19 protein-coding genes and 1 tRNA gene are annotated in these 21,956 nt (G+C 60.2%); 12 read left to right on the top strand and 8 right to left on the bottom strand.

What is annotated here, in order from left to right; genetic code table 11:
- Positions 1-47: 47 nt before the first annotated feature.
- The 12 genes from arcD (at position 48) to HX868_RS25600 (ending at position 14,378) form a co-directional block, all read left to right on the top strand.
- On the top strand, positions 48-1,475 hold the full coding sequence (gene arcD / locus HX868_RS25655) for an arginine-ornithine antiporter (RefSeq protein WP_095017423.1): 1,428 nt from the start codon (positions 48-50) through the stop codon (positions 1,473-1,475).
- 33 nt (positions 1,476-1,508) lie between these two features.
- Positions 1,509-2,765, top strand: a complete 1,257-nt coding sequence (arcA, locus tag HX868_RS25650; RefSeq protein ID WP_177004776.1) for an arginine deiminase — start codon at positions 1,509-1,511, stop codon at positions 2,763-2,765.
- Between the two features lie 69 nt (positions 2,766-2,834).
- On the top strand, positions 2,835-3,845 hold the full coding sequence (locus HX868_RS25645) for an ornithine carbamoyltransferase (protein WP_033896356.1): 1,011 nt from the start codon (positions 2,835-2,837) through the stop codon (positions 3,843-3,845).
- 53 nt (positions 3,846-3,898) lie between these two features.
- Positions 3,899-4,828 (top strand): carbamate kinase, encoded by a 930-nt coding sequence (arcC, locus tag HX868_RS25640; RefSeq protein ID WP_177004775.1) that lies wholly within the window; start codon positions 3,899-3,901, stop codon positions 4,826-4,828.
- An 18-nt stretch (positions 4,829-4,846) separates the two neighbouring features.
- Complete coding sequence (locus HX868_RS25635; RefSeq protein ID WP_177004774.1) at positions 4,847-5,209, top strand: DUF5064 family protein; 363 nt, start codon at positions 4,847-4,849, stop codon at positions 5,207-5,209.
- A 164-nt stretch (positions 5,210-5,373) separates the two neighbouring features.
- Positions 5,374-6,885 carry a sigma-54-dependent transcriptional regulator gene (locus HX868_RS25630; protein ID WP_177004773.1) on the top strand — a complete coding sequence of 504 codons (1,512 nt, stop codon included), beginning with the start codon at positions 5,374-5,376 and terminating at the stop codon, positions 6,883-6,885.
- A 380-nt stretch (positions 6,886-7,265) separates the two neighbouring features.
- Positions 7,266-7,649: a glycine cleavage system protein GcvH gene (gcvH, locus tag HX868_RS25625; RefSeq protein WP_010208126.1), complete on the top strand. Its 384-nt coding sequence runs from the start codon at positions 7,266-7,268 to the stop codon at positions 7,647-7,649.
- A gap of 10 nt (positions 7,650-7,659) precedes the next feature.
- Positions 7,660-10,497, top strand: a complete 2,838-nt coding sequence (gene gcvP, locus HX868_RS25620; RefSeq protein ID WP_177004772.1) for an aminomethyl-transferring glycine dehydrogenase — start codon at positions 7,660-7,662, stop codon at positions 10,495-10,497.
- A gap of 144 nt (positions 10,498-10,641) precedes the next feature.
- Entirely contained in the window at positions 10,642-12,018 is a 1,377-nt protein-coding gene (locus tag HX868_RS25615; protein WP_095017430.1) for an L-serine ammonia-lyase, read from the top strand.
- Between the two features lie 38 nt (positions 12,019-12,056).
- Entirely contained in the window at positions 12,057-13,181 is a 1,125-nt protein-coding gene (gene gcvT / locus HX868_RS25610; RefSeq protein ID WP_177004771.1) for a glycine cleavage system aminomethyltransferase GcvT, read from the top strand.
- 391 nt (positions 13,182-13,572) lie between these two features.
- On the top strand, positions 13,573-13,794 hold the full coding sequence (locus HX868_RS25605; protein ID WP_177004770.1) for a cold-shock protein: 222 nt from the start codon (positions 13,573-13,575) through the stop codon (positions 13,792-13,794).
- Positions 13,795-13,889: 95 nt separating this feature from the next.
- A complete protein-coding gene (locus HX868_RS25600; RefSeq protein WP_177004769.1) occupies positions 13,890-14,378 on the top strand; it encodes an RDD family protein in 489 nt (162 codons plus the stop codon).
- Positions 14,379-14,382: 4 nt separating this feature from the next.
- Here HX868_RS25600 and nadA read toward each other — a convergent pair whose 3' ends face one another.
- The 8 genes from nadA to pal all read right to left on the bottom strand — a co-directional run bounded on the left by nadA (position 14,383) and on the right by pal (position 21,952).
- Positions 14,383-15,441 (bottom strand): quinolinate synthase NadA, encoded by a 1,059-nt coding sequence (gene nadA / locus HX868_RS25595; RefSeq protein ID WP_177004768.1) that lies wholly within the window; start codon positions 15,439-15,441, stop codon positions 14,383-14,385.
- Positions 15,442-15,675: 234 nt separating this feature from the next.
- Positions 15,676-17,250, bottom strand: coding sequence for a lactate dehydrogenase (locus tag HX868_RS25590; RefSeq protein ID WP_246355588.1), 1,575 nt, complete (start codon positions 17,248-17,250; stop codon positions 15,676-15,678).
- Positions 17,251-17,367: 117 nt separating this feature from the next.
- Complete coding sequence (locus HX868_RS25585) at positions 17,368-18,654, bottom strand: OmpP1/FadL family transporter (RefSeq protein WP_177004767.1); 1,287 nt, start codon at positions 18,652-18,654, stop codon at positions 17,368-17,370.
- A gap of 316 nt (positions 18,655-18,970) precedes the next feature.
- Positions 18,971-19,046, bottom strand: a tRNA-Lys gene (locus HX868_RS25580).
- 63 nt (positions 19,047-19,109) lie between these two features.
- Positions 19,110-19,784, bottom strand: a complete 675-nt coding sequence (gene queC / locus HX868_RS25575) for a 7-cyano-7-deazaguanine synthase QueC (protein WP_177004860.1) — start codon at positions 19,782-19,784, stop codon at positions 19,110-19,112.
- 16 nt (positions 19,785-19,800) lie between these two features.
- A complete protein-coding gene (gene queE / locus HX868_RS25570) occupies positions 19,801-20,448 on the bottom strand; it encodes a 7-carboxy-7-deazaguanine synthase QueE (protein ID WP_010208116.1) in 648 nt (215 codons plus the stop codon).
- Positions 20,449-20,611: 163 nt separating this feature from the next.
- Complete coding sequence (gene ybgF / locus HX868_RS25565; protein WP_016975447.1) at positions 20,612-21,445, bottom strand: tol-pal system protein YbgF; 834 nt, start codon at positions 21,443-21,445, stop codon at positions 20,612-20,614.
- 6 nt (positions 21,446-21,451) lie between these two features.
- Positions 21,452-21,952 carry a peptidoglycan-associated lipoprotein Pal gene (gene pal / locus HX868_RS25560; RefSeq protein WP_003209827.1) on the bottom strand — a complete coding sequence of 167 codons (501 nt, stop codon included), beginning with the start codon at positions 21,950-21,952 and terminating at the stop codon, positions 21,452-21,454.
- Positions 21,953-21,956: the final 4 nt, after the last annotated feature.

The raw sequence follows: 21,956 nt of genomic DNA, 5'->3' as shown, positions 1-21,956 counted from the left end.
CACGGAATTATTCTGTGGTCTCTCTTCTCCTGCATTGGAGTTATGCAATGTCTGAATCTCCCGGAAAACTTCGACTCGGCGCACTGGTTGCACTTGTCGTGGGCTCGATGATCGGCGGCGGGATCTTCTCACTGCCGCAGAACATGGCCGCCAGCGCCGATGTCGGCGCGGTGTTGATTGGTTGGGTGATTACCGCCATCGGCATGTTGACCCTCGCATTTGTGTTCCAGACCCTCGCCAACCGTAAGCCCGACCTCGACGGCGGGGTCTACGCCTACGCCAAGGCCGGTTTCGGCGACTACATGGGTTTCTCGTCCGCCTGGGGTTACTGGATCAGCGCCTGGCTGGGCAACGTGGGGTACTTCGTACTGTTGTTCAGCACCCTCGGTTATTTCTTCCCGCTATTTGGAGAGGGCAATACCCCTGCTGCAGTAATCGGTGCCTCAGTGCTGCTGTGGGCCGTACATTTCCTAGTCCTGCGCGGCATCAAGGAAGCGGCGTTCATCAACCTGGTGACCACAGTCGCCAAGGTCGTGCCGCTGGTGCTGTTCGTGTTGATCGCACTGTTTGCGTTCAAGCTGGAGATCTTCACCGCTGACATCTGGGGTGTGAAAAACCCCGACCTGGGCAGTGTGATGAACCAAGTGCGCAACATGATGCTGGTCACCGTCTGGGTGTTCATCGGCATCGAAGGCGCGAGCATCTTCTCGTCCCGTGCGGAAAAACGCTCCGACGTGGGCAAGGCCACCGTCATCGGCTTTATCACCGTGCTGCTGTTCCTGATGCTGGTGAACGTGCTGTCCCTGGGCATCATGACCCAACCGGAACTGGCCAAGCTGCAAAACCCATCGATGGCCGCCGTGCTGGAGCATGTGGTGGGCCACTGGGGCGCGGTGCTGATCAGCGTCGGCCTGATCATCTCGCTGCTGGGGGCGCTGCTGTCGTGGGTGCTGCTGTGTGCGGAGATCATGTTCGCCGCCGCCAAGGACCACACCATGCCGGAGTTCCTGCGCAAGGAGAATGCCAACCATGTGCCGGTCAACGCCCTGTGGCTGACCAACGCCATGGTGCAGCTGTTCCTGGTGATCACGCTGTTTTCCGCCAGCACTTACCTGTCGCTGATCTACCTCGCCACCTCGATGATCCTGGTGCCTTACCTGTGGTCGGCGGCCTACGCCCTGCTGCTGGCGGTGCGTGGCGAGACCTACGAAAACGCGCTGAAAGAGCGCAAGAAAGACCTGTTCATCGGCGCCATCGCCCTGATCTACGCGATCTGGCTGCTGTATGCCGGCGGCACCAAATACCTGCTGCTCTCCGCCCTGCTCTATGCGCCCGGCGCGATTCTGTTCGCCAAGGCCAAGCGTGAACTGGGCAAACCGATTTTCACCAACGTCGAGAAGCTGATTTTCGCCGCAGTGGTCATTGGCGCCCTGGTGGCGGCCTATGGGCTCTACGACGGCTTCCTGACCCTGTAACACCTGAATCTTTTGTTCACTGGAGGATCTGTAATGACCACGGAAAAAGTGAAGTACGGCGTACATTCCGAAGCCGGCAAACTGCGCAAAGTCATGGTGTGCTCCCCAGGCTTGGCCCACCAGCGGCTAACCCCCAACAACTGCGATGAACTGCTGTTCGATGACGTGCTGTGGGTGGCCCAGGCCAAGCGCGACCATTTCGACTTTGTGACCAAGATGCGCGAGCGGGATATTGATGTGCTGGAAATGCACAACCTGCTGACCGATATCGTCGCCATCCCCGAAGCGCTGGACTGGATCCTGGAGCGCAAGATCACCGCCAACACCGTCGGCTTGGGCCTGGTGGATGAAGTCAGCTCCTGGCTGCGCAGCCTGGAGCCGCGCAAAATCAGTGAATTCATGATTGGTGGCGTGTCCGCCGATGACCTGCCGAGCAGCTTCGGTGGCAAGACCATCGAGATGTTCCGCGACTTCCTCGGGCATTCCAGCTTCATCCTGCCGCCGCTGCCCAACACTCAGTTCACCCGTGACACCACCTGCTGGATCTACGGCGGCGTGACGCTGAACCCGATGTACTGGCCGGCGCGACGTCAGGAAACCCTGCTGACCACCGCCATCTACAAGTTCCACCCGGAGTTCACCAACGCCGACTTCCAGATCTGGTACGGCGACCCGGATCAAGAACACGGCGCGTCCACCCTCGAAGGCGGCGACGTGATGCCGATCGGCAACGGCGTAGTCCTGATCGGCATGGGCGAGCGTTCGTCCCACCAGGCGATCGGCCAACTGGCGCGTAACCTGTTCAAGAACAAGGCAGTGGAAAAAGTCATCGTGGCCGGCCTGCCCAAATCCCGCGCCGCGATGCACTTGGACACCGTGTTCAGCTTCTGCGACCGCGACCTGGTCACCATCTTCCCCGAAGTGGTCAACCAGATCGTCGCCTTCACCCTGCGCCCTGACGAGAGCAAGCCCCACGGCATCGATATCCAACGCGAGAAAACCAACTTCCTCGACACCGTCGCCGCGGCCCTCGGCCTCAAGGCCCTGCGCGTCGTCGAGACCGGCGGCAACAGCTTCGCCGCTGAACGCGAACAGTGGGACGACGGCAACAACGTGGTGGCCGTGGAGCCAGGCGTGGTGATCGGTTACGACCGCAACACCTACACCAACACCTTGCTGCGCAAGGCCGGTGTGGAAGTCATCACTATCAGTGCCGGTGAACTGGGCCGTGGCCGTGGCGGCGGCCACTGCATGACCTGCCCGATCATCCGCGACCCTATCGACTACTAAGCGACCATCCCTAGGCCGGCTTTCATCAGACGCTGGCCAGGCAGATCACCGAATCCAAGGAGAATCATCATGGCGTTCAACATTCACAACCGCAGCCTGCTCAGCCTGGAACACCACACCCCGCGCGAGCTGCGCTACCTGCTGGACCTGTCCCGCGACCTCAAGCGCGCCAAGTACACCGGTACCGAACAGCAACACCTCAAAGGCAACAACATCGCGCTGATCTTCGAAAAAACCTCCACTCGCACGCGCTGCGCCTTCGAAGTGGCCGCTTATGACCAAGGCGCCAACGTCACCTACATCGACCCGGGCTCCTCGCAGATCGGCCACAAGGAAAGCATGAAGGACACCGCCCGCGTACTCGGGCGCATGTATGACGCCATCGAATACCGTGGCTTCAAGCAGGAGATCGTTGAAGAGCTGGCCAAGTTCGCCGGCGTGCCGGTGTTCAACGGCCTGACCGATGAATATCACCCGACCCAGATGATCGCCGACGTGCTGACCATGCGTGAACACGCCGACAAGCCGATCCACGAGATCAGCTACGCCTACCTGGGCGATGCCCGCAACAACATGGGCAACTCGCTGCTGCTGGTGGGCGCCAAGCTCGGCATGGACGTGCGCATCTGCGCGCCGAAAGCCCTGTGGCCTCACGATGACTTGGTCGGCCGCTGCAAAAAATACGCGGAAGAAAGCGGCGCGCGCATCACCCTCACCGAGGACCCGAAAGCCGCGGTCAAAGGTGTGGACTTCATCCATACCGACGTGTGGGTGTCGATGGGTGAACCGGTGGAAGCCTGGGCCGAGCGTATTGAGCAACTGCTGCCGTACCAAGTGAACGCCGAGCTGATGAAAGCCACCGGCAACCCGCGCACCAAGTTCATGCACTGCCTGCCGGCGTTCCACAACAGTGATACCAAGGTCGGCAAGCAGATTGCCGAGCAGTATCCGCACCTGGCCAATGGCATTGAAGTGACAGACGACGTGTTCGAGTCGCCGGCCTGCATCGCCTTCGAGCAAGCGGAAAACCGCATGCACACCATCAAGGCGATCCTAGTGTCGACCCTGGCCGATTTGTAACCCTTTCTTCGGGGGAGCCCGCTCCCCCGCTGCTTTGAAAAAGGACAGACGCTATGCGTATCGTCGTTGCACTGGGCGGTAACGCCCTGCTCCGCCGTGGTGAACCCATGACGGCGGACAACCAACGCGCCAATATCCGGATCGCCACCGAACAGATCGCCAAGATCCACCCCGGCAACGAACTGGTGATCGCCCACGGCAATGGCCCGCAGGTCGGCCTGCTCTCATTGCAGGCTGCGGCCTACACCCAGGTCTCGCCGTACCCGCTGGACGTGCTCGGCGCCGAGACCGAAGGCATGATCGGCTACATCATCGAACAGGAACTGGGCAACCTGCTGGACTTCGAAGTCCCCTTCGCCACCCTGCTCACCCAGGTCGAAGTGGACGCCAAGGACCCGGCTTTCAAGAATCCGACCAAGCCTATCGGCCCGGTGTATTCCAAGGCGGAAGCGGAGAAACTCGCCGCCGAAAAAGGCTGGGCCATTGCACCGGATGGCGACAAGTACCGTCGCGTGGTCGCCAGCCCTCGCCCAAAACGCATCTTTGAAATCCGCCCGATCAAGTGGCTGCTGGAAAAAAGCAGCATCGTGATCTGCGCGGGTGGCGGCGGCATTCCTACGATGTACGGTGAGGACGGCAAGCTCAAGGGCATCGAAGCGGTGATCGACAAGGACCTGTGCTCGTCGCTGCTGGCCTCGCAGTTGGACGCCGACCTGCTGGTGATCGCCACCGACGTCAACGCGGCTTTTATCGACTTCGGCAAACCGACCCAGAAGGCCATCGGCCAGGCCCACCCCGACGAAATGGAAAAACTCGGCTTCGCCGCCGGTTCCATGGGGCCCAAGGTACAAGCCGCCTGCGAGTTCGCCCGCCAGACTGGCAAAACCGCCGTCATCGGTTCACTCTCGGACATCGAAGCCATCGTCCAGGGCAGCGCCGGTACGCGCATCAGCACGGCGAAACCTGGCATCACCTATCTGTGAAGTAGAGGAGAGACGCCTATGGCCACCTTTGAACCGGGTCACTTGCACGTTGAACGCCACGCGCTGAACAAGGATGACTACAGCTACAACCTGTGCATCGACTACGAAGTCAGCCAGGATCCCAAGGAAGGCAAGGGGATGCTGTTCAAGCTGCATGGCTCGGTGCAGGGCAAGGACCTCAAGGAAGAGTTCTTCCTGCCCAAGGACCAGGCGTTCGACTTTGCCCGGCATGCGATGAACATCGCGCAGAAATACGGCATGCCGAAAATTGCCGTGCTGAACGGCTCGATGCACAAGCAGTACGACCTGATGTTCGAGGATGTGCGGCATCAGTTGGATGTGAAACCTGGGGACCCGGTAAAACCCGAGCACCTGGAATAACCGCCCCCCTGTAGGAGCGAGCTTGCTCGCGAAGAACGCAAGATCAACGCGTGCATTCAAGCAACCCGCGTTATCGTTGACGTTTTTCGCGAGCAAGCTCGCTCCTACAGTTTTCACCTCTGGCATACTTGCCGCCTCTCGCTCCTCAGAATTGTTAGCGCCCCATGCGTATCCACGTCAGCTTCATCGACCGCGTCGGCATTACCCAGGAAGTCCTGGCCCTGCTCGGTGGGCGCAATCTCAACCTGGATGCGGTAGAAATGGTGCCGCCCAACGTCTACATCGACGCGCCGACCCTGAGCGCCGACGTGCTCGAAGAACTGCGCGACGCACTGTTCAGCGTGCAGGGCGTGCAAGCGGTGACCGTGGTGGATATCCTTCCCGGCCAACGCCGCCACCTGCAACTCGACGCCCTGTTGGCCGCCATGACCGACCCGGTGCTGGCGCTGGACAGCGCGGGCAAGATCCTGCTGGCCAACCCGGCGCTCATCGCCCTGTATGGGCGTGAGCCAGCCGGCGAAAGCATCAGCGAGCTGTTCAATGACCCGGCGCTGCTCGACACCCTGCTGGAACATGGCTTTCGCCTGCCCCTGCGGGAGATCAGCGTCAACGGCCAGACCCTGCTGCTGGACGCCACGCCGATCACTGACGCCGGCGCCTTGCTCACCCTCTACCAACCCAATCGCATCGGCGAACAACTGTCGGCGCTGCACCATGACCACGCCGAAGGCTTTGATGCACTGCTCGGTGAATCCCCGGTCATCCGCACGCTCAAGGCCCGCGCGCAGCGGGTGGCGGCGTTGGACGCACCGTTGTTGATCCAGGGCGAAACCGGCACCGGCAAAGAGCTGGTGGCGCGTGCCTGCCATGCGATCAGCGCGCGCCACAGTGCGCCCTTTCTGGCGTTGAACTGCGCGGCACTGCCGGAAAACCTCGCGGAAAGCGAGTTGTTCGGTTATGCACCAGGCGCCTTTACCGGCGCCCAACGCGGTGGCAAGCCGGGGCTGATGGAGTTGGCCAACCAGGGCACGGTGTTTCTGGATGAGATCGGTGAAATGTCGCCGTACTTGCAGGCCAAGCTGCTGCGGTTTCTCAACGACGGCAGCTTCCGGCGCGTCGGCGGCGACCGTGAAGTGAAGGTCAATGTGCGCATCCTCAGCGCCACCCACCGCGACCTGGAAAAAATGGTCAGCGAAGGCACCTTTCGCGAAGACTTGTTCTATCGCCTCAACGTGCTCAACGTCGAAGTACCGCCGTTGCGCGCACGCGGCCAGGACATCCTGTTGCTGGCCCGCTACTTCATGCAACAGGCCTGCGCGCAGATCCAGCGCCCGGTGTGCCGCCTGGCACCCGGCACGTACCCAGCGCTGCTCGGCAACCGCTGGCCGGGTAACGTACGCCAATTGCAGAACGTGATCTTCCGCGCCGCTGCCATCTGCGAAAGCAGCCTCGTGGACATTGGCGACCTGGACATCGCCGGCACGTCAGTGGCGCGCCAGAGCGACGGTGAAATCGACAGCCTGGAACAGGCGGTGGAAGACTTCGAGCGTAATCTGCTGGAAACGCTATACACCAGCTACCCCTCGACCCGCCAACTGGCCAGCCGGTTGCAGACCTCGCACACGGCGATTGCCCATCGTCTGCGCAAGTACGGCATTCCCACCAATAAACCCTGACTATACGCATGTCCTTGTAGGAGCCCGGCTTGCCGGCGATGACGCCTGTGAGATCGCCATCGCCGGCAAGCCGGACTCCTACAAGGGATGCAGCGCAAATTTGGTCTGAGAACGACATCGGCTGTACTGAAAGCGCTACAGCGTAACGATATCGATACAACCCTGTATTTTGCGCGCCATGCAAGGCTTTGATCCACATAGGCTTTTTTTCAGGCACTCGAGTGTAGCGAAATCGCTACAGCCAATCGGCGCATCCTCATAACCGTTTTATTTAACTCGTTGATTTATAAAGACTTAACAACCTTGGCCGCGATATTGCTAAGCAACTCCCCATTATTCCAATCCCGTCCACCAGACGAATCTGGCCCTGAGGAGTTTCCATGAGCGAGTTGCGTTTCACTGAAGATCACGAATGGCTGCGCGCCGAAGCCGACGGCAGCGTCACCGTGGGTATCACCGCTTTCGCGCAGAACGCGCTGGGTGATGTGGTTTTCGTGCAACTGCCGGAGTTGCAGGCCTATGACAAGGGCGCCGAGGCGTCCACCGTTGAGTCGGTCAAAGCGGCCAGCGGCGTGTACATGCCTTTGGACGGTGAAGTCCTTGAAGTGAACGACAAATTGGATGGCAGCCCGGAGCTGGTCAACGAAGACCCGATGGGCGAAGGTTGGTTCTTCCGCTTTAAACCGGCCGATGCCGGTGCGGTCGCTAAACTGTTGGATCAGGACGCGTACGACCGCCTGATCAAAGCCAACGCTGAAGCTTGAGGAGCGCGCAATGACCGTTAACATCACCACCGCCAACGAATTCATCGCCCGCCACATCGGCCCGCGCCAGGAAGATGAGCAGCAGATGCTCGCCAGCCTGGGCTTCGACTCCCTGGAAGCGCTGAGCGCCAGCGTGATCCCGGAAAGCATCAAGGGCACCAGCGTGCTCGGCCTGGAAGACGGCCTGAGCGAAGCCGACGCACTGGCCAAGATCAAGGCCATCGCCGGCAAGAACCAACTGTTCAAGACCTACATCGGCCAGGGCTACTACAACTGCCACACGCCGTCGCCGATCCTGCGCAACTTGCTGGAAAACCCGGCCTGGTACACCGCCTACACCCCGTACCAACCCGAGATTTCCCAGGGCCGCCTGGAAGCGCTGCTGAATTTTCAGACCCTGATCAGCGACCTCACCGGCCTGCCGATCGCCAACGCATCCTTGCTCGACGAAGCCACCGCAGCCGCCGAAGCCATGACCTTCTGCAAGCGCCTGAGCAAGAACAAGGGCAGCAATGCCTTCTTCGCCTCGATCCACAGCCACCCGCAAACCCTCGATGTATTGCGCACCCGTGCCGAGCCGCTGGGCATCGACGTGGTGGTGGGCGATGAGCGCGAACTGACCGACGTCAGCCCGTTCTTCGGTGCCCTGCTGCAGTACCCGGCCAGCAACGGTGACGTGTTCGACTACCGCGCACTGACCGAGCGCTTCCATGCCGCCAATGCCTTGGTGGCCGTGGCCGCCGACCTGCTGGCCCTGACCCTGCTGGCCCCGCCGGGTGAGTTCGGCGCCGACGTGGCCATCGGCAGCGCGCAACGCTTCGGCGTGCCGCTGGGCTTCGGTGGCCCGCACGCGGCGTATTTCTCTACCAAGGACGCGTTCAAGCGCGACATGCCGGGCCGTCTGGTCGGTGTGTCCGTGGACCGTTTCGGCAAGCCAGCCCTGCGCCTGGCCATGCAGACCCGCGAGCAACATATCCGCCGCGAGAAAGCCACGTCGAACATCTGCACCGCCCAGGTGCTGCTGGCGAACATCGCCAGCATGTACGCCGTGTACCACGGTCCCAAAGGCCTGACCCAGATTGCCCAGCGTGTGCACCAGCTGACCGCGATCCTGGCCAAGGGCCTGAGCGCCCTGGGCCTGAAGGTCGAGCAGGAAAACTTCTTCGACACCATCACCCTCAACACCGGCACCAACACTGCCGCGCTGCACGACAAGGCGCGCACCCAGCGCATCAACCTGCGTGTGGTGGATGGCGAGCGTGTGGGTGTGTCGGTGGACGAAACCACCACCCAGGCCGATATCGAAACCCTGTGGGCGATCTTTGCCGACGGCAAGGCCCTTCCCGCTTTCGCCCAGACGGAAAGCACGCTGCCAGCCGCCCTGCTGCGCCAGTCGCCAGTCCTCAGCCATCCGGTGTTCAACCGTTATCACTCCGAAACCGAGCTGATGCGCTACCTGCGCAAACTGGCCGACAAGGACCTCGCGCTGGACCGCACCATGATCCCGCTGGGCTCGTGCACCATGAAGCTCAACGCCGCCAGTGAAATGATCCCGGTGACCTGGGCCGAATTCGGCGCCTTGCACCCGTTCGCCCCGGCCGAACAAAGTGCCGGCTACCTGGAGCTGACCAGCGACCTGGAAGCCATGCTCTGCGCGGCGACGGGTTACGACGCGATCTCCCTGCAGCCAAACGCCGGTTCCCAAGGCGAATACGCAGGCTTGCTGGCTATTCGTGCCTATCACCAGAGCCGTGGCGATGAGCGCCGCGACATTTGCCTGATTCCCTCGTCCGCCCACGGCACCAACCCGGCCACCGCCAACATGGCAGGCATGCGCGTGGTCGTCACCGCCTGCGATGCACGCGGCAACGTCGACATCGAAGACCTGCGCGCCAAGGCCATCGAGCACCGCGAGCACCTCGCCGCGCTGATGATCACCTACCCGTCCACCCACGGCGTGTTCGAAGAAGGTATCCGCGAAATCTGCGGCATCATTCACGACAACGGCGGCCAGGTGTACATCGACGGCGCCAACATGAACGCCATGGTCGGCCTGTGCGCACCGGGCAAGTTCGGCGGCGACGTGTCCCACCTGAACCTGCACAAGACCTTCTGCATCCCTCACGGCGGTGGCGGCCCGGGTGTTGGCCCGATTGGCGTCAAGTCGCACCTCACGCCGTTCCTGCCCGGCCACGCGGCCATGGAGCGCAAGGAAGGCGCGGTGTGTGCGGCGCCATTCGGCAGCGCAAGCATTTTGCCGATCACCTGGATGTACATCAGCATGATGGGCGGCGCAGGCCTCAAGCGCGCTTCGCAGCTGGCGATCCTGAATGCCAACTACATCTCCCGTCGCCTGGAAGAGCACTACCCCGTGCTCTACACCGGCAGCAACGGCCTGGTTGCACATGAGTGCATCCTCGACCTGCGCCCACTGAAGGACAGCAGCGGCATCAGCGTAGACGACGTGGCCAAGCGCCTGATCGACTTCGGCTTCCATGCGCCGACCATGTCGTTCCCGGTGGCTGGCACCTTGATGATCGAGCCGACCGAAAGTGAATCCAAGGAAGAACTGGACCGCTTCTGCAACGCCATGATCGCCATCCGCGAAGAAATCCGTGCGGTGGAAAACGGCACCTTGGACAAGGACGACAACCCACTGAAAAACGCGCCGCACACCGCCGCTGAATTGGTGAGTGAGTGGACCCACCCGTACACCCGCGAGCAGGCGGTGTACCCGGTGCCGTCGTTGATCGAAGGCAAGTACTGGCCGCCGGTTGGGCGGGTGGATAACGTGTTTGGTGATCGCAACCTGGTGTGTGCGTGCCCGTCGATCGAGAGTTACGCATAACCTTGTAGGAGCGAGCTCGCTCGCGAAAAACCTGAGGCCCCCCGCGACCATCCTGAAGGAACGCGGTGCCTGTGGGTTCTTCGCGAGCAAGCTCGCTCCTACAGAGGTTCAGGTATCCAATAATAAGAAACCGGAGAACAACTCATGTCTTTAAGCGTGTTCGACCTGTTCAAGATTGGCATCGGCCCCTCCAGTTCCCACACCGTCGGCCCGATGCGCGCTGCCGCCCGATTCGTCGAGGGCCTCAAGCGTGACAACCTGCTGAGCGCCACCACCGGCATCAAGGTGGAACTCTACGGATCGCTGGGCGCCACCGGCAAAGGCCACGGCAGCGACAAAGCCGTGCTACTGGGTCTGGAAGGCGAACACCCGGACACCGTGAATACCGAAACCGTGGCCACCCGCTTGGCGCAGATGCGCAAGGACGGGCGCCTGAATTTGCTCGGGGAACACAGCATTGCGTTCAACGAGAAAGAACACCTGGCGATGATTCGAAAACCCCTCGCCTACCATCCCAACGGCATGATTTTCCGCGCCTTCGACGCGGCCAATATCCAGATCCGCAGCCGCGAGTATTATTCGGTCGGTGGTGGGTTTGTGGTGGATGAAGACGCTGCCGGCGCCGACCGGATTGTCGAAGACGCCACACCGCTGACCTTTCCTTTCAAGCATGCCAAAGACCTTCTCGGCCATTGCACCACCTACGGGTTGTCCATCAGCCAGGTCATGATGACCAACGAAAGCGCTTGGCGCCCTGAAGCGGAAACCCGCGCCGGGCTGCTGAAAATCTGGCAGGTGATGCAGGACTGTGTGGACGCAGGTTGTCGTAACGAAGGGATTCTGCCCGGTGGTTTGAAGGTCAAGCGTCGCGCCGCAGCCCTGCATCGCCAACTGTGCAAACACCCGGAGTCGGCGCTGCGTGATCCGCTGTCAGTGCTGGATTGGGTCAACTTGTACGCCCTGGCCGTCAACGAAGAAAACGCCAACGGCGGCCGCGTGGTCACGGCGCCCACCAACGGCGCGGCCGGGATCGTACCGGCGGTGTTGCATTACTACATGCGTTTTATCCCCGGCGCGAACGAAGATGGCGTGGTGCGCTTTCTGCTCACTGCCGCTGCTATCGGCATTCTGTACAAGGAAAACGCGTCGATCTCCGGCGCCGAAGTCGGCTGCCAGGGTGAGGTCGGCGTGGCTTGCTCCATGGCGGCCGGGGCGTTGTGCGAAGTCTTGGGCGGCAGCGTTTCCCAGGTGGAAAACGCCGCTGAGATCGGCATGGAACACAACCTGGGCCTGACCTGCGACCCGATTGGCGGGCTGGTGCAGGTGCCCTGTATCGAGCGCAATGCGATGGGCTCGGTCAAGGCGATCAATGCGGTACGCATGGCCTTGCGCGGCGATGGGCAGCACTTCGTGTCCCTCGACAAGGTCATCCGCACCATGCGCCAGACCGGCGCTGACATGAAAAGCAAATACAAGGAAACCGCCCGTGGCGGTTTGGCGGTCAACATTATCGAGTGCTGACGCCCAAGGCGCGCCAGCACGTTTTTCAGGAGCTGAATATGTCCACCGAAACCCTGTTGAAAACCCCTCTGCACGCCCTGCACATCGAGCTGGGCGCACGCATGGTGCCCTTCGCCGGCTACGACATGCCGGTGCAATACCCGCTGGGCGTGATGAAGGAACACCAGCACACCCGTGATCAGGCCGGGCTGTTCGACGTGTCCCACATGGGCCAGATCCGCCTCACCGGCGCCAATGCCGCCAAGGCCCTGGAAACCCTGGTGCCGGTCGACATCATCGACCTGCCGGTGGGCATGCAGCGCTACGCGATGTTCACCAACGACCAGGGCGGCATTCTCGATGACCTGATGGTGGCCAACCTGGGTAACGACGAACTGTTCCTGGTGGTCAACGCCGCCTGCAAGGACCAGGACCTGGCACACCTGCGCCAACATATCGGTGACCAATGCACCATCGAGCCACTGTTTGAAGAGCGCGCCCTGCTAGCCCTGCAAGGCCCGGCAGCGGTGAAGGTGCTGGCGCGCCTGGCACCGGAAGTCACCAAGATGACCTTCATGCAGTTCGCCACGCTGCGCCTGCTGGGCGTGGACTGTTATGTCAGCCGTTCCGGCTACACCGGCGAAGACGGCTTCGAGATCTCCGTGCCTGCCGCCAATGCCGAAAGCCTCGCGCGCAGCCTGCTGGCCGAGACCGAAGTACAGGCCATCGGCCTGGGCGCCCGCGACTCGCTGCGCCTGGAAGCCGGCCTGTGCCTGTACGGCCATGACATGAACACCGACACCACACCGATCGAAGCTAGCCTGCTGTGGGCGATCTCCAAGGCCCGTCGTGCCGACGGTGCGCGTGCCGGTGGCTTCCCGGGTGCGGACAACATCTTCACCCAACAGCAAACCGGTGTGAGCCGCAAACGAGTAGGTTTGTTGCCACAAGAGCGCACGCCCGTCCGTGAAGGCGCGGAAATCGTCGACGCAGACGGTACCGTGATCGGCAGCGTCTGCAGCGGCGGCTTCGGTCCGACCCTGGGCGGCCCGCTGGCCATGGGTTACCTGGACAGCGCCTTCATCGCACTGGATACCGAAGTCTCTGCGTTGGTACGTGGGAAAAAGGTGCCACTTCGTGTAAGTAAAATGCCATTTGTGCCACAACGTTACTACCGCGGTTGATTGACTGTTTCTATAAGTAACGCGATTGCGTTAACGCGCACTAATTTGTAACGCAATCGCCATAAAACAGTGCACTCCCGATAGTCTTTTTTATAGAGGTCAACCTATAACAAGTGATCAACTCTATCGAATAAGTCGGATCCAGATCATTCACCCAAGTGTCATAAGCCCAAGCAAAACCTGGGCTTTTGGCAGGGCTTGTTTTTTCTCCATTAGTTGGCGTAGAGTTTGTCCACTGTGTTTGCATGGGTCGCTTTGAACCTGGACCTGGGCAGTAGCTGAAGTAGTTGCGCTACAACCCGTTCGACGTCTTACTTTCCTGCAATCCAGCCCAGTACTCTTTCATGCGAAAGGGGCTGTCATTAATTTTTAGCGTCAAGGAAATAAGAAAATGTCGGATAAAGGTGGACGTCAGAGCGGTACCGTCAAGTGGTTTAACGACGAGAAAGGGTTTGGTTTTATCACTCCAGAAAGCGGTCCGGATCTGTTCGTGCATTTCCGCGCTATTCAGGGCAACGGCTTCAAGAGCCTGAAAGAAGGCCAGAAAGTGACGTTCGTTGCTGTGCAAGGCCAAAAAGGCATGCAGGCTGACGAAGTACAAGCAGAAGGCTGATTCCTCCTGCGACAAAAAGCCCCTGATGGTGACATCAGGGGCTTTTTTATGTGCGTTTACTCGTAAAATGGCTTTTTTCATCAGAGAGCCCTGCCATGTCAAAACCCCTGCTGAGCCCCCAAGGCGAATTCCCCGCCGTTGGCCTGGGCCGTCGCCTGGCAGCGATGTTCTATGACTTCCTGTTGTGCACTGCCCTGCTGATCGTCACCGCGTTCGCCTACAAGCTGATCTGGATCGCGTTTGTCGGTGAAGCCAAGATGCGCACCCTCACCGAGTCCGGCGCGCTGGACGGCGACCCGTTGCTGTCGACGATTCTGTTGTTTGTGCTGTTCGGCTTCTTTGCCAAGTTCTGGACCCATTCCGGGCAGACCCTGGGCATGCAGGTGTGGGGGGTGCGCGTGCAGAACGCCGATGGCTCGCGGATCAGCCTGTGGCAGGCGCTGTTGCGCTTTGTGGTGTCGATTGCGTCTTGGTTGTGCGTGGGGCTGGGGTTCATCTGGTCGCTGTTTGATAAGCGCAAACGCAGCTGGCATGACATCTATTCCGACAGCCAGCTGGTTCGTATCCCCAAACAGAAAAAGTAGCGACTCAGGCGTTGCCAGCCAGCTTCAAGCGGGCGGCCTGGGTGAAGTCCAACATGCGCTTGAGCGGGCGCACGGCCTGCGGGATCACCGACGGCTCGACGAAGATCTCGTTGCTGCCCTCACGCAGGCACTGCAGCGTGCGTTCCAGCGTGTTCATCGCCATCCAGGGGCAGTGCGCGCAACTGCGGCACGCAGCGCCGTTGCCGGCGGTAGGCGCTTCCACAAAGACTTTGTCCGGGCACAGCTGCTGCATCTTGTAGAAGATGCCGCGGTCGGTGGCGACGATGAAGGTCTTGTTCGGCAGGCGCTGAGCGGCAGCAATCAATTGGCTGGTCGAACCTACGGCATCCGCCAGTTCGATCACCGAGGTCGGCGACTCAGGGTGCACGAGGATGGCGGCATCCGGGTACAGCGCCTTCATGTCTTCCAACTGCTTGGACTTGAACTCTTCGTGGACGATGCAGGCACCGTCCCACAGCAGCATGTCGGCACCGGTCTGGCGCTGGATGTAAGTGCCCAGGTGTTTGTCCGGCCCCCAGATAATCGTCTCGCCGTTGTCCATCAGGCTTTCGACGATTTCCAGCGCGCAACTCGATGTCACCACCCAATCCGCCCGGGCTTTGACCGCCGCTGAGGTGTTGGCGTACACCACCACGGTGCGCTCGGGATGTTGGTCGCAGAACGCCGAGAATTCCTCCACCGGGCAACCCAGGTCCAGAGAACACGTGGCTTCCAAGGTCGGCATGAGGATGCGTTTTTCGGGGGTGAGGATCTTGGCGGTCTCACCCATGAAACGCACACCGGCGACCAGCACAGTCTTGGCCGGGTGGGCGGCGCCGAAGCGGGCCATTTCCAGGGAGTCGGAAACGCAGCCGCCGGTTTCTTCGGCCAGGGCCTGAATCACCGGGTCACAGTAGAAGTGGGCAACCAGCACCGCGTCCTGAGCCTTGAGCTCGGCGGCGATGGCGGTACGCAGGCTCGCCTCTTCATCGGCGCTGAGAGCCTTGGGCTGTTTGGCGTCGAGGTGGGCTTGAACCAGAAGGCGTTCGGAAATTTGCGTCATGTTCGCAAGACCTGCAGGCGCAGTTGCGCGAAAGTCGAGTGTACCACCGGCTCTGGAGCCCTTCGGGCGCCGCCGGACGAAGTGATTGTGTTCATCAAGCACGGGTTAAAGTGAAGCTGCGCAAGGCTACAGAATATCCAAGGCTTTCAAAAGCCTAATCTGGTAAGCGCAGGTGTGTCTGTCGGGCAAAAAAAAGGCGCCTCCATCACTGGAGGCGCCTTTTTTACAGCCGTGTCAGCGTGCCAGTGCGGACGGATCTTCCTGCAACAGCACCGAAGCATGCAGGTTGGCCAGGGCTTCCTTCACCGTGGACTCCTCCAGCGCATCCTTGGACTTCTTGCTTTCCTTGGCCGCATATTCGAGCAACACCAGGTAGTCGCGCTTGACAGACGCCTCTTTCGGTACCGTGGCGTCTTCCACCAACTTGCCCATCACGTACTGCTGCGTGCGGGTGTTCTGGCTGGCACTTTGATCGACGGTTGCACTGGCCAGCAGGCCGTCCTTGTAGGAGAGCCTGGCCGAACTGCTGGCGTTGTCCTGCACTTGCACGTAGCGATAGTTCTGCGACTCTGCGTTGCCGTCCAGGGCTGGCGCTTTGCCGCCCTTGAGCCCTTTATGGAAACTCGCGGAGAGGCTCGACTGCTGGTCCTGGCTGACACTGCGATCCAAGGTGCTGTTGCCGCCGACGCGGGTCTCTTGCGAGACCTCGTAGGCGAAGCTGTCCACCTCAGACGGGCGCATCGGGTTAGGCGATTCGCTAGCCTGTTTGATAGATGCCTTGAAGTCCGCCAAACCGGTCAGCAAGCCTTGGTCAGTCGAATTGCGTGTCAACGCTTCGGGCAGGGTAACGCCCTGTGGATAATGGCTGTTCATAGCGCTGAAGGCGTCTTTGAACATCGCCATCAGCTCTGGCTTGGCACTGCCGCGCTCTTGTGTCCGGTCGAATTGAGCGAGGTAGCTTTGCAGGGCCTTGGCTTGTTGCTTGGCGTTGCCGAGGATCGCGGCGTTTTTCAGGTCGACGGCCAGGTTCAACTCGCCGAGCGGGCCACTCATGCGGGTGGTGCGGCTTTGGCTATCGGCATGGAAGGCCAGGCTCAGGTCCTGACCGTCCAGGGATTTGAGCTTGGCATTGAGGTCCACCGACGCCAGCAGCTTGGTATCAAACTGCGTCAATTGGCTCAGGTCGAGCTTCGGTGGCATTACGGTCAACCCATCCACGGCAGACTGGAAGGCACTGCCCAGTTTGCCGACCGCCTTGAGCTCCTCATCGCTCAAGGTGCCACCGTCTACCGTGGCCTGCACACCCAGGCCATCGGTCTGGCTCGAGAGGCTGAAGGTGACGGTCTTACCGCTGGCGGTCTTGATGCTGAGGCTGATCAGGTTGTCGGCCTTGGTGTGCAGCAGAGCCTGATCAAGTTTGATTTCACCTGCGTTCGCCGCGCGGTCGGCACTCGCGAACATCACCGACTGGGAAACCCCTGCCCCGTCCTTGGCGAACTGCGCAACCAGACCGGCGCCTAAGCCATTGAAGCGGTTGGCCGTCGACTGCGAGTTGAAGTTGGCGTTGAGCGATTTGCTGAGCGCGTCCTGGCTGTCACTTTCCCAGGCGCGCACGGTCTCTTGACCCGGCAATTGCCCGCGACGGGAATAGGTGTCGGCAAGCGTATCGGAGACGACGTTGCCCAGATTGACGACTGAGGAGGGCCTCTTCGCACTGACTTCGAAGTTTTGAGCCAGTGTCGTCGCGGGCGTTTCCGTCGGCCGGGCGATAAGCGTATTGGCTGCGCTGATGGGTGAAAGCGTGGTCATGACGATCACTGTCTTGAGCTGAACAATGCTCAATTTAACCAAGACTTTGGCCGATTGACAGCACATAGGTAGCAAAGAGCCATGCCAAAAACCTGGCTCCTTGCGGTATTGAGAACATTAGAACCGGTAAGTCACCGACCCACCGAACCCATTGGCGCTGTTTTCATACTTGGCATCGTAGGTCAGGCCCACCTGGGAAAGATTCTGATGGACCTTGATCGGCTCTTCCTTGAGGTAGGAATACGCCACATCGAAGGTCAGGTTGTCGACAGGCGTCCACCCGGCGCCCAGGCTGAAAACAGTGCGGTCACCCGTAGGAATCCGCACGGAACGGTCGGTGTTGTTGGTGGGCGTCTGGTCCACCGAGAACCCGGTCCGCAGCACCAGTTGTTTGTTGACCCGATACGCCGCGCCGATGGCGTGGGACCAGGTGTCATGCCAGTGCTGCTGCTCGGTGATCGAGCCCAGGCCGCCGAACTGCGCGGTGAGGTCGGATACACCATCGTTGTTGATGGTGATCTTCTTCAGTTGGCTCCAACGGGTGTAGGTGCTGCCGAGGTAGAGGGTCCAGTCGTCATTGAGTTGATGGGTGACAGAGAAGTCGACCGAAGACGGCGTGGTGACGTTCAAGCTGGCGTCATAGCGCTGTGGCCCACCGTCAAAGGCATCGGAAATCAAACCGGAGGCGTGGGTCTTGCCGGTAAGGTGGTACACCACCTGCGAGTGGTAGGTCACGCCGATGCGTGTACTTTCGAGGGGTTGTACCAGGATACCAGCGTTGAACCCGGTGGCGTTGTCATCGCCTTTGACCTTCACGCTTTCGCCCGCGCCGCCACCCAGCGGCACATTGGAATCCAGCTCGCCACTGATGCGGTTGAAGGTTGGGCCGATGCCCACTGACACTTTATCGTTGAAGGCATAGCTGACCGTCGGCTGCACGGTGATGACCGAAACCTTGCTCTTGTTGCCGAAGCCATTGCCCTGGAAGCTGTGCTCATAGTCGGTCACCAGGCCGAACGGTGCATAGATGCCCAGGCCAAACGCCCAGTGCTCATCGATGGGCGTGACCAGGTAGCCCATCGGCACGGCAATACCGGGCACCATGTCGCCTTTGTTGGTGCCTGGGTTGTCGGCACCGAACTGCGAGGAACTGGCGTTTTTGATATCGGTTTTGGCATCGAGGTAAGTCGCACCGAGGCTGACTTCATTCTGCTTCAGGCGAGACATACCGGCGGGGTTGCCGAACACGGTACTGGCGTCTTCGGCCGATGAGGAACGACCGGCATAGCCCGTGCCCATTGAACTGATACTTTGTTCATTGAGCGCGAAACCACCGGCGAACAGCTGGGTTGAGGCAAGGGAAACGGCGAGCGCCAAGGCGCCTTTAAGAGTTTTGTTATTCATTATTAGGACTCGAATTGTGGGGCAGCGACGAGGAAGCTACCAACGTTCGAGCGGGGGGTTTATGAAGAGTTTTTCATGCAGGCGATTGTCGGACAATCCTATGAAATTCAATGACTTTAGCTGTTTTTTCATCCCCAATAATGACCTTAAAGCCTGGTCATGACCTATTGGTTTTGAACAGAACTTGGTAATGACTCGGATACAAAAAAACCCAGGCACTCGTATGCCTGGGGCTGTCTCTGTATTCCAACAGGCAAAAAAAAACCCGGAAATCCTCACTTGCGTGGGCCTTCCGGATTTTCTAAACCGCCAAAAATGGTGGGTCGTGTGGGATTCGAACCTACGACCAATTGGTTAAAAGCCAACTGCTCTACCAACTGAGCTAACGACCCGCTGTGTGGTGGCGCGTATAATACTGATTTCTAAGGATTATTCAACACCTTATTTGAAATAAATCAGAAATAACGCGTTGGGTCAGTAATTCCGGCCGCTTGGAAGCCTTCTGCACGCAGTCGGCAGCTGTCGCATTTCCCACAAGCACGGCCGTCATCGTCTGCCTGATAGCAGGAAACAGTCAGCGAATAATCTACGCCAAGTCCTACACCAGCCTTGACGATATCGGCCTTGCTCAGGTTTTGCAGCGGCGCCAGGATGCGGAAACCCTGCCCTTCTACACCGGCTTTGGTCGCCAGGTTGGCCATGCGTTCGAACGATTCGACGAACTCCGGGCGGCAGTCCGGGTAACCAGAGTAATCCACTGCGTTGACGCCGATGAAGATGTCGCGAGCGTTGAGCACTTCTGCCCAGCCGAGGGCCAGCGACAGGAACACGGTGTTGCGTGCCGGCACGTAGGTCACCGGGATCCCTTCGCTGGGCGCTTCCGGCACATCAATGCTGCTGTCGGTCAACGCGGAACCGCCGATGCCGTTGAGGTTCAGGCCGATCACCTTGTGCTCGACCACACCCATCTCACGGGCGATACGCGCCGCGGCGTTCAGCTCGGCGCGGTGACGCTGGCCGTAGTCGAAGCTCATGGTGTAGCAGCTGTAGCCTTGCGCCTGGGCCATGGCCACCACGGTGGCGGAGTCGAGGCCGCCGGACAGCAGGATTACCGCGCGTTTTTGATCCATTGTGTGTTCAGTCATATCAGCGTCCTGGCTCGTCGTTCCAAAGGTATTTATGCAACTGCAATTGCAGGCGCACCGGTAAGTTGTCTGCAACCACCCAATCAGCGAGGTCGCGTGCGTTCAGGTCATGGTGGCTAGGCGAGAACAGCACTTCGCCTGCACGGCGGTCCAGCCCGTATTGAATCAGCTTGGAGTTCGCCCAGTCGTAGTCGTCGCGGGAACAGATGACGAACTTGACCTGGTCATTGGCCGTCAGCAGCTCGATGTTCTCGTAGCGGTTGCGGTGCGCTTCCTTGGAGTCGGGGGTCTTGAGGTCGACCACGCGGCTGACACGGGGGTCGACCGCTGAGATGTCCAGGGCGCCACTGGTCTCCAGGGAAACCTCGTAGCCGGCATCACACAGCTGCTTGAGCAACGGAATGGCATTGGGCTGGGCCAACGGTTCACCGCCGGTCACACAGACGTAGCGCGGCTTGTAGCCGGCGACCTGCTCCAGGATGTCATCGAGGGTGCGCACGGTGCCGCCACTGAAGGCATAGGCGCTGTCGCAGTATTGGCAACGCAAGGGGCAACCGGTCAGGCGCACAAATACTGTGGGCAGGCCAGCCGTTCGCGTTTCACCCTGCAACGAGTAAAAGACTTCGGTAATACGTAATGTGTCTTGCATAGTCGCCACGGGCGTAACAGCTAAACAGGCTGTCCGCCTCCGTCAGGCACTTAAAGGAACCCCGCCAACGCGCAGGCCCCAAAAAGCGTGTTTCATAAAAGGGCGTGGATTCTAACGAAAAAACCCGCGCCAGGCGCGGGTTTCTTCTAAACGGCTGCATCGCTTACAAGCGCTGCAGATCCCGTTGAGCCAACTGGGCAGCGGAAGTCCCCGGATACTGGGCCACAACCTGCTGCAGAATGCCTTTGACCTTGTCGGTATGACCCAGGCGGCGTTCTACGTCAGCAAGTTTGTACAGCGAATCCGGCACCTTGGCGTGCTTGGGGTACAGCTGGCTGACCTTGGCAAATGCCTGGCCCGCGCCCTGTAGATCACCCTTGGCCAGGTTGACTTCGCCCAACCAGTATTGGGCGTTGCCCGCGTACTGGCTGTTTGGGTATTTGCGCAGGAAAGCGGTAAATGCCTGGCTGGCCTTATCGAAATCCTTGGCTTTGATCAGGTCGAAGGCTGCATCGTAATACAGCTTTTCCTTCGCCGGATCACCCGGTTCGCTGCTCGCGGCAGGGGCTTGGCTGGCAGCCGCCCCTGCTGCTGCACCACCGGCAGCAGCGCTTGGCGCGCCACCGGCAGAAGAATTATCAGGAGTTGCGGCAGGTTGCACGCCGGCTCCAATGCGTCGATCAAGATCCTGGTAACGCTCCAGGCCTTCTTGCTTCAGCTGGTTCACTTGGTTCTGCAGTACTTCAATGGTGCCTTGTTGCTGCGCCAGTTGATCCTGCATACGTTGCAGCTGGTTGAACAGTTCGCCCTGTGCCGAGGGAGCGGACGTAGCCGCCCCCCCCGCATAGGCGCCGTTCGTGCCATAACCCGCTGGCGGATAACTGCTCCCGCTATTGTTATAGCCAGAGTTGCTATCTTCCACAGGAACCGCAGCCCACACCGCAAGCGGTGCGAGGCTGAGAGCCAATACAGTTAGAGCACGACGGCACGTTCGCATGACGAATTACTTACGCAGTTCGACGCGACGGTTTTGAGCCCAGGACTGCTCGTCGTGGCCAGTAGCAACTGGACGCTCTTTACCGTAGGAAACCAGTTCCAGTTGGCCTGGAGCAACACCTTGCAGTACCAGGTAGCGCTGAACGGCTTTCGCACGACGCTCGCCCAGTGCCATGTTGTACTCACGAGTACCACGTTCGTCAGTGTTACCTTCCAGAACAACGCGAGCGCCGTTAGCTTTCAGGTCCTTCGCGTGAACGTCCAGAGCGCGCATGGCTTCTGGTTTCAGGTCCGAACTGTCGTATTCGAAGTAGAAAGTGGTGATAGCGCGCAGAGCAGCTTCTTCGCTCAGGGAGCCGTCAACCGCACCAGTGTTAGCGCCGTAACCAGCGTTTGGATCAACAGCTGCGCCTTCACCGGCATTGTCGCCGCCTTTAGACGAGCAACCAACGGCTACGGACAGAGCCAGAGCCAGAGCAGCAAACTTACCAAACTTCAGCATTTCCATCGTG

Source organism: Pseudomonas reactans (genome assembly GCF_013385825.1).
Taxonomy (GTDB): Bacteria; Pseudomonadota; Gammaproteobacteria; order Pseudomonadales; family Pseudomonadaceae; genus Aquipseudomonas; species Aquipseudomonas reactans.
This window is presented reverse-complemented; position numbering and strand designations above follow the sequence as displayed.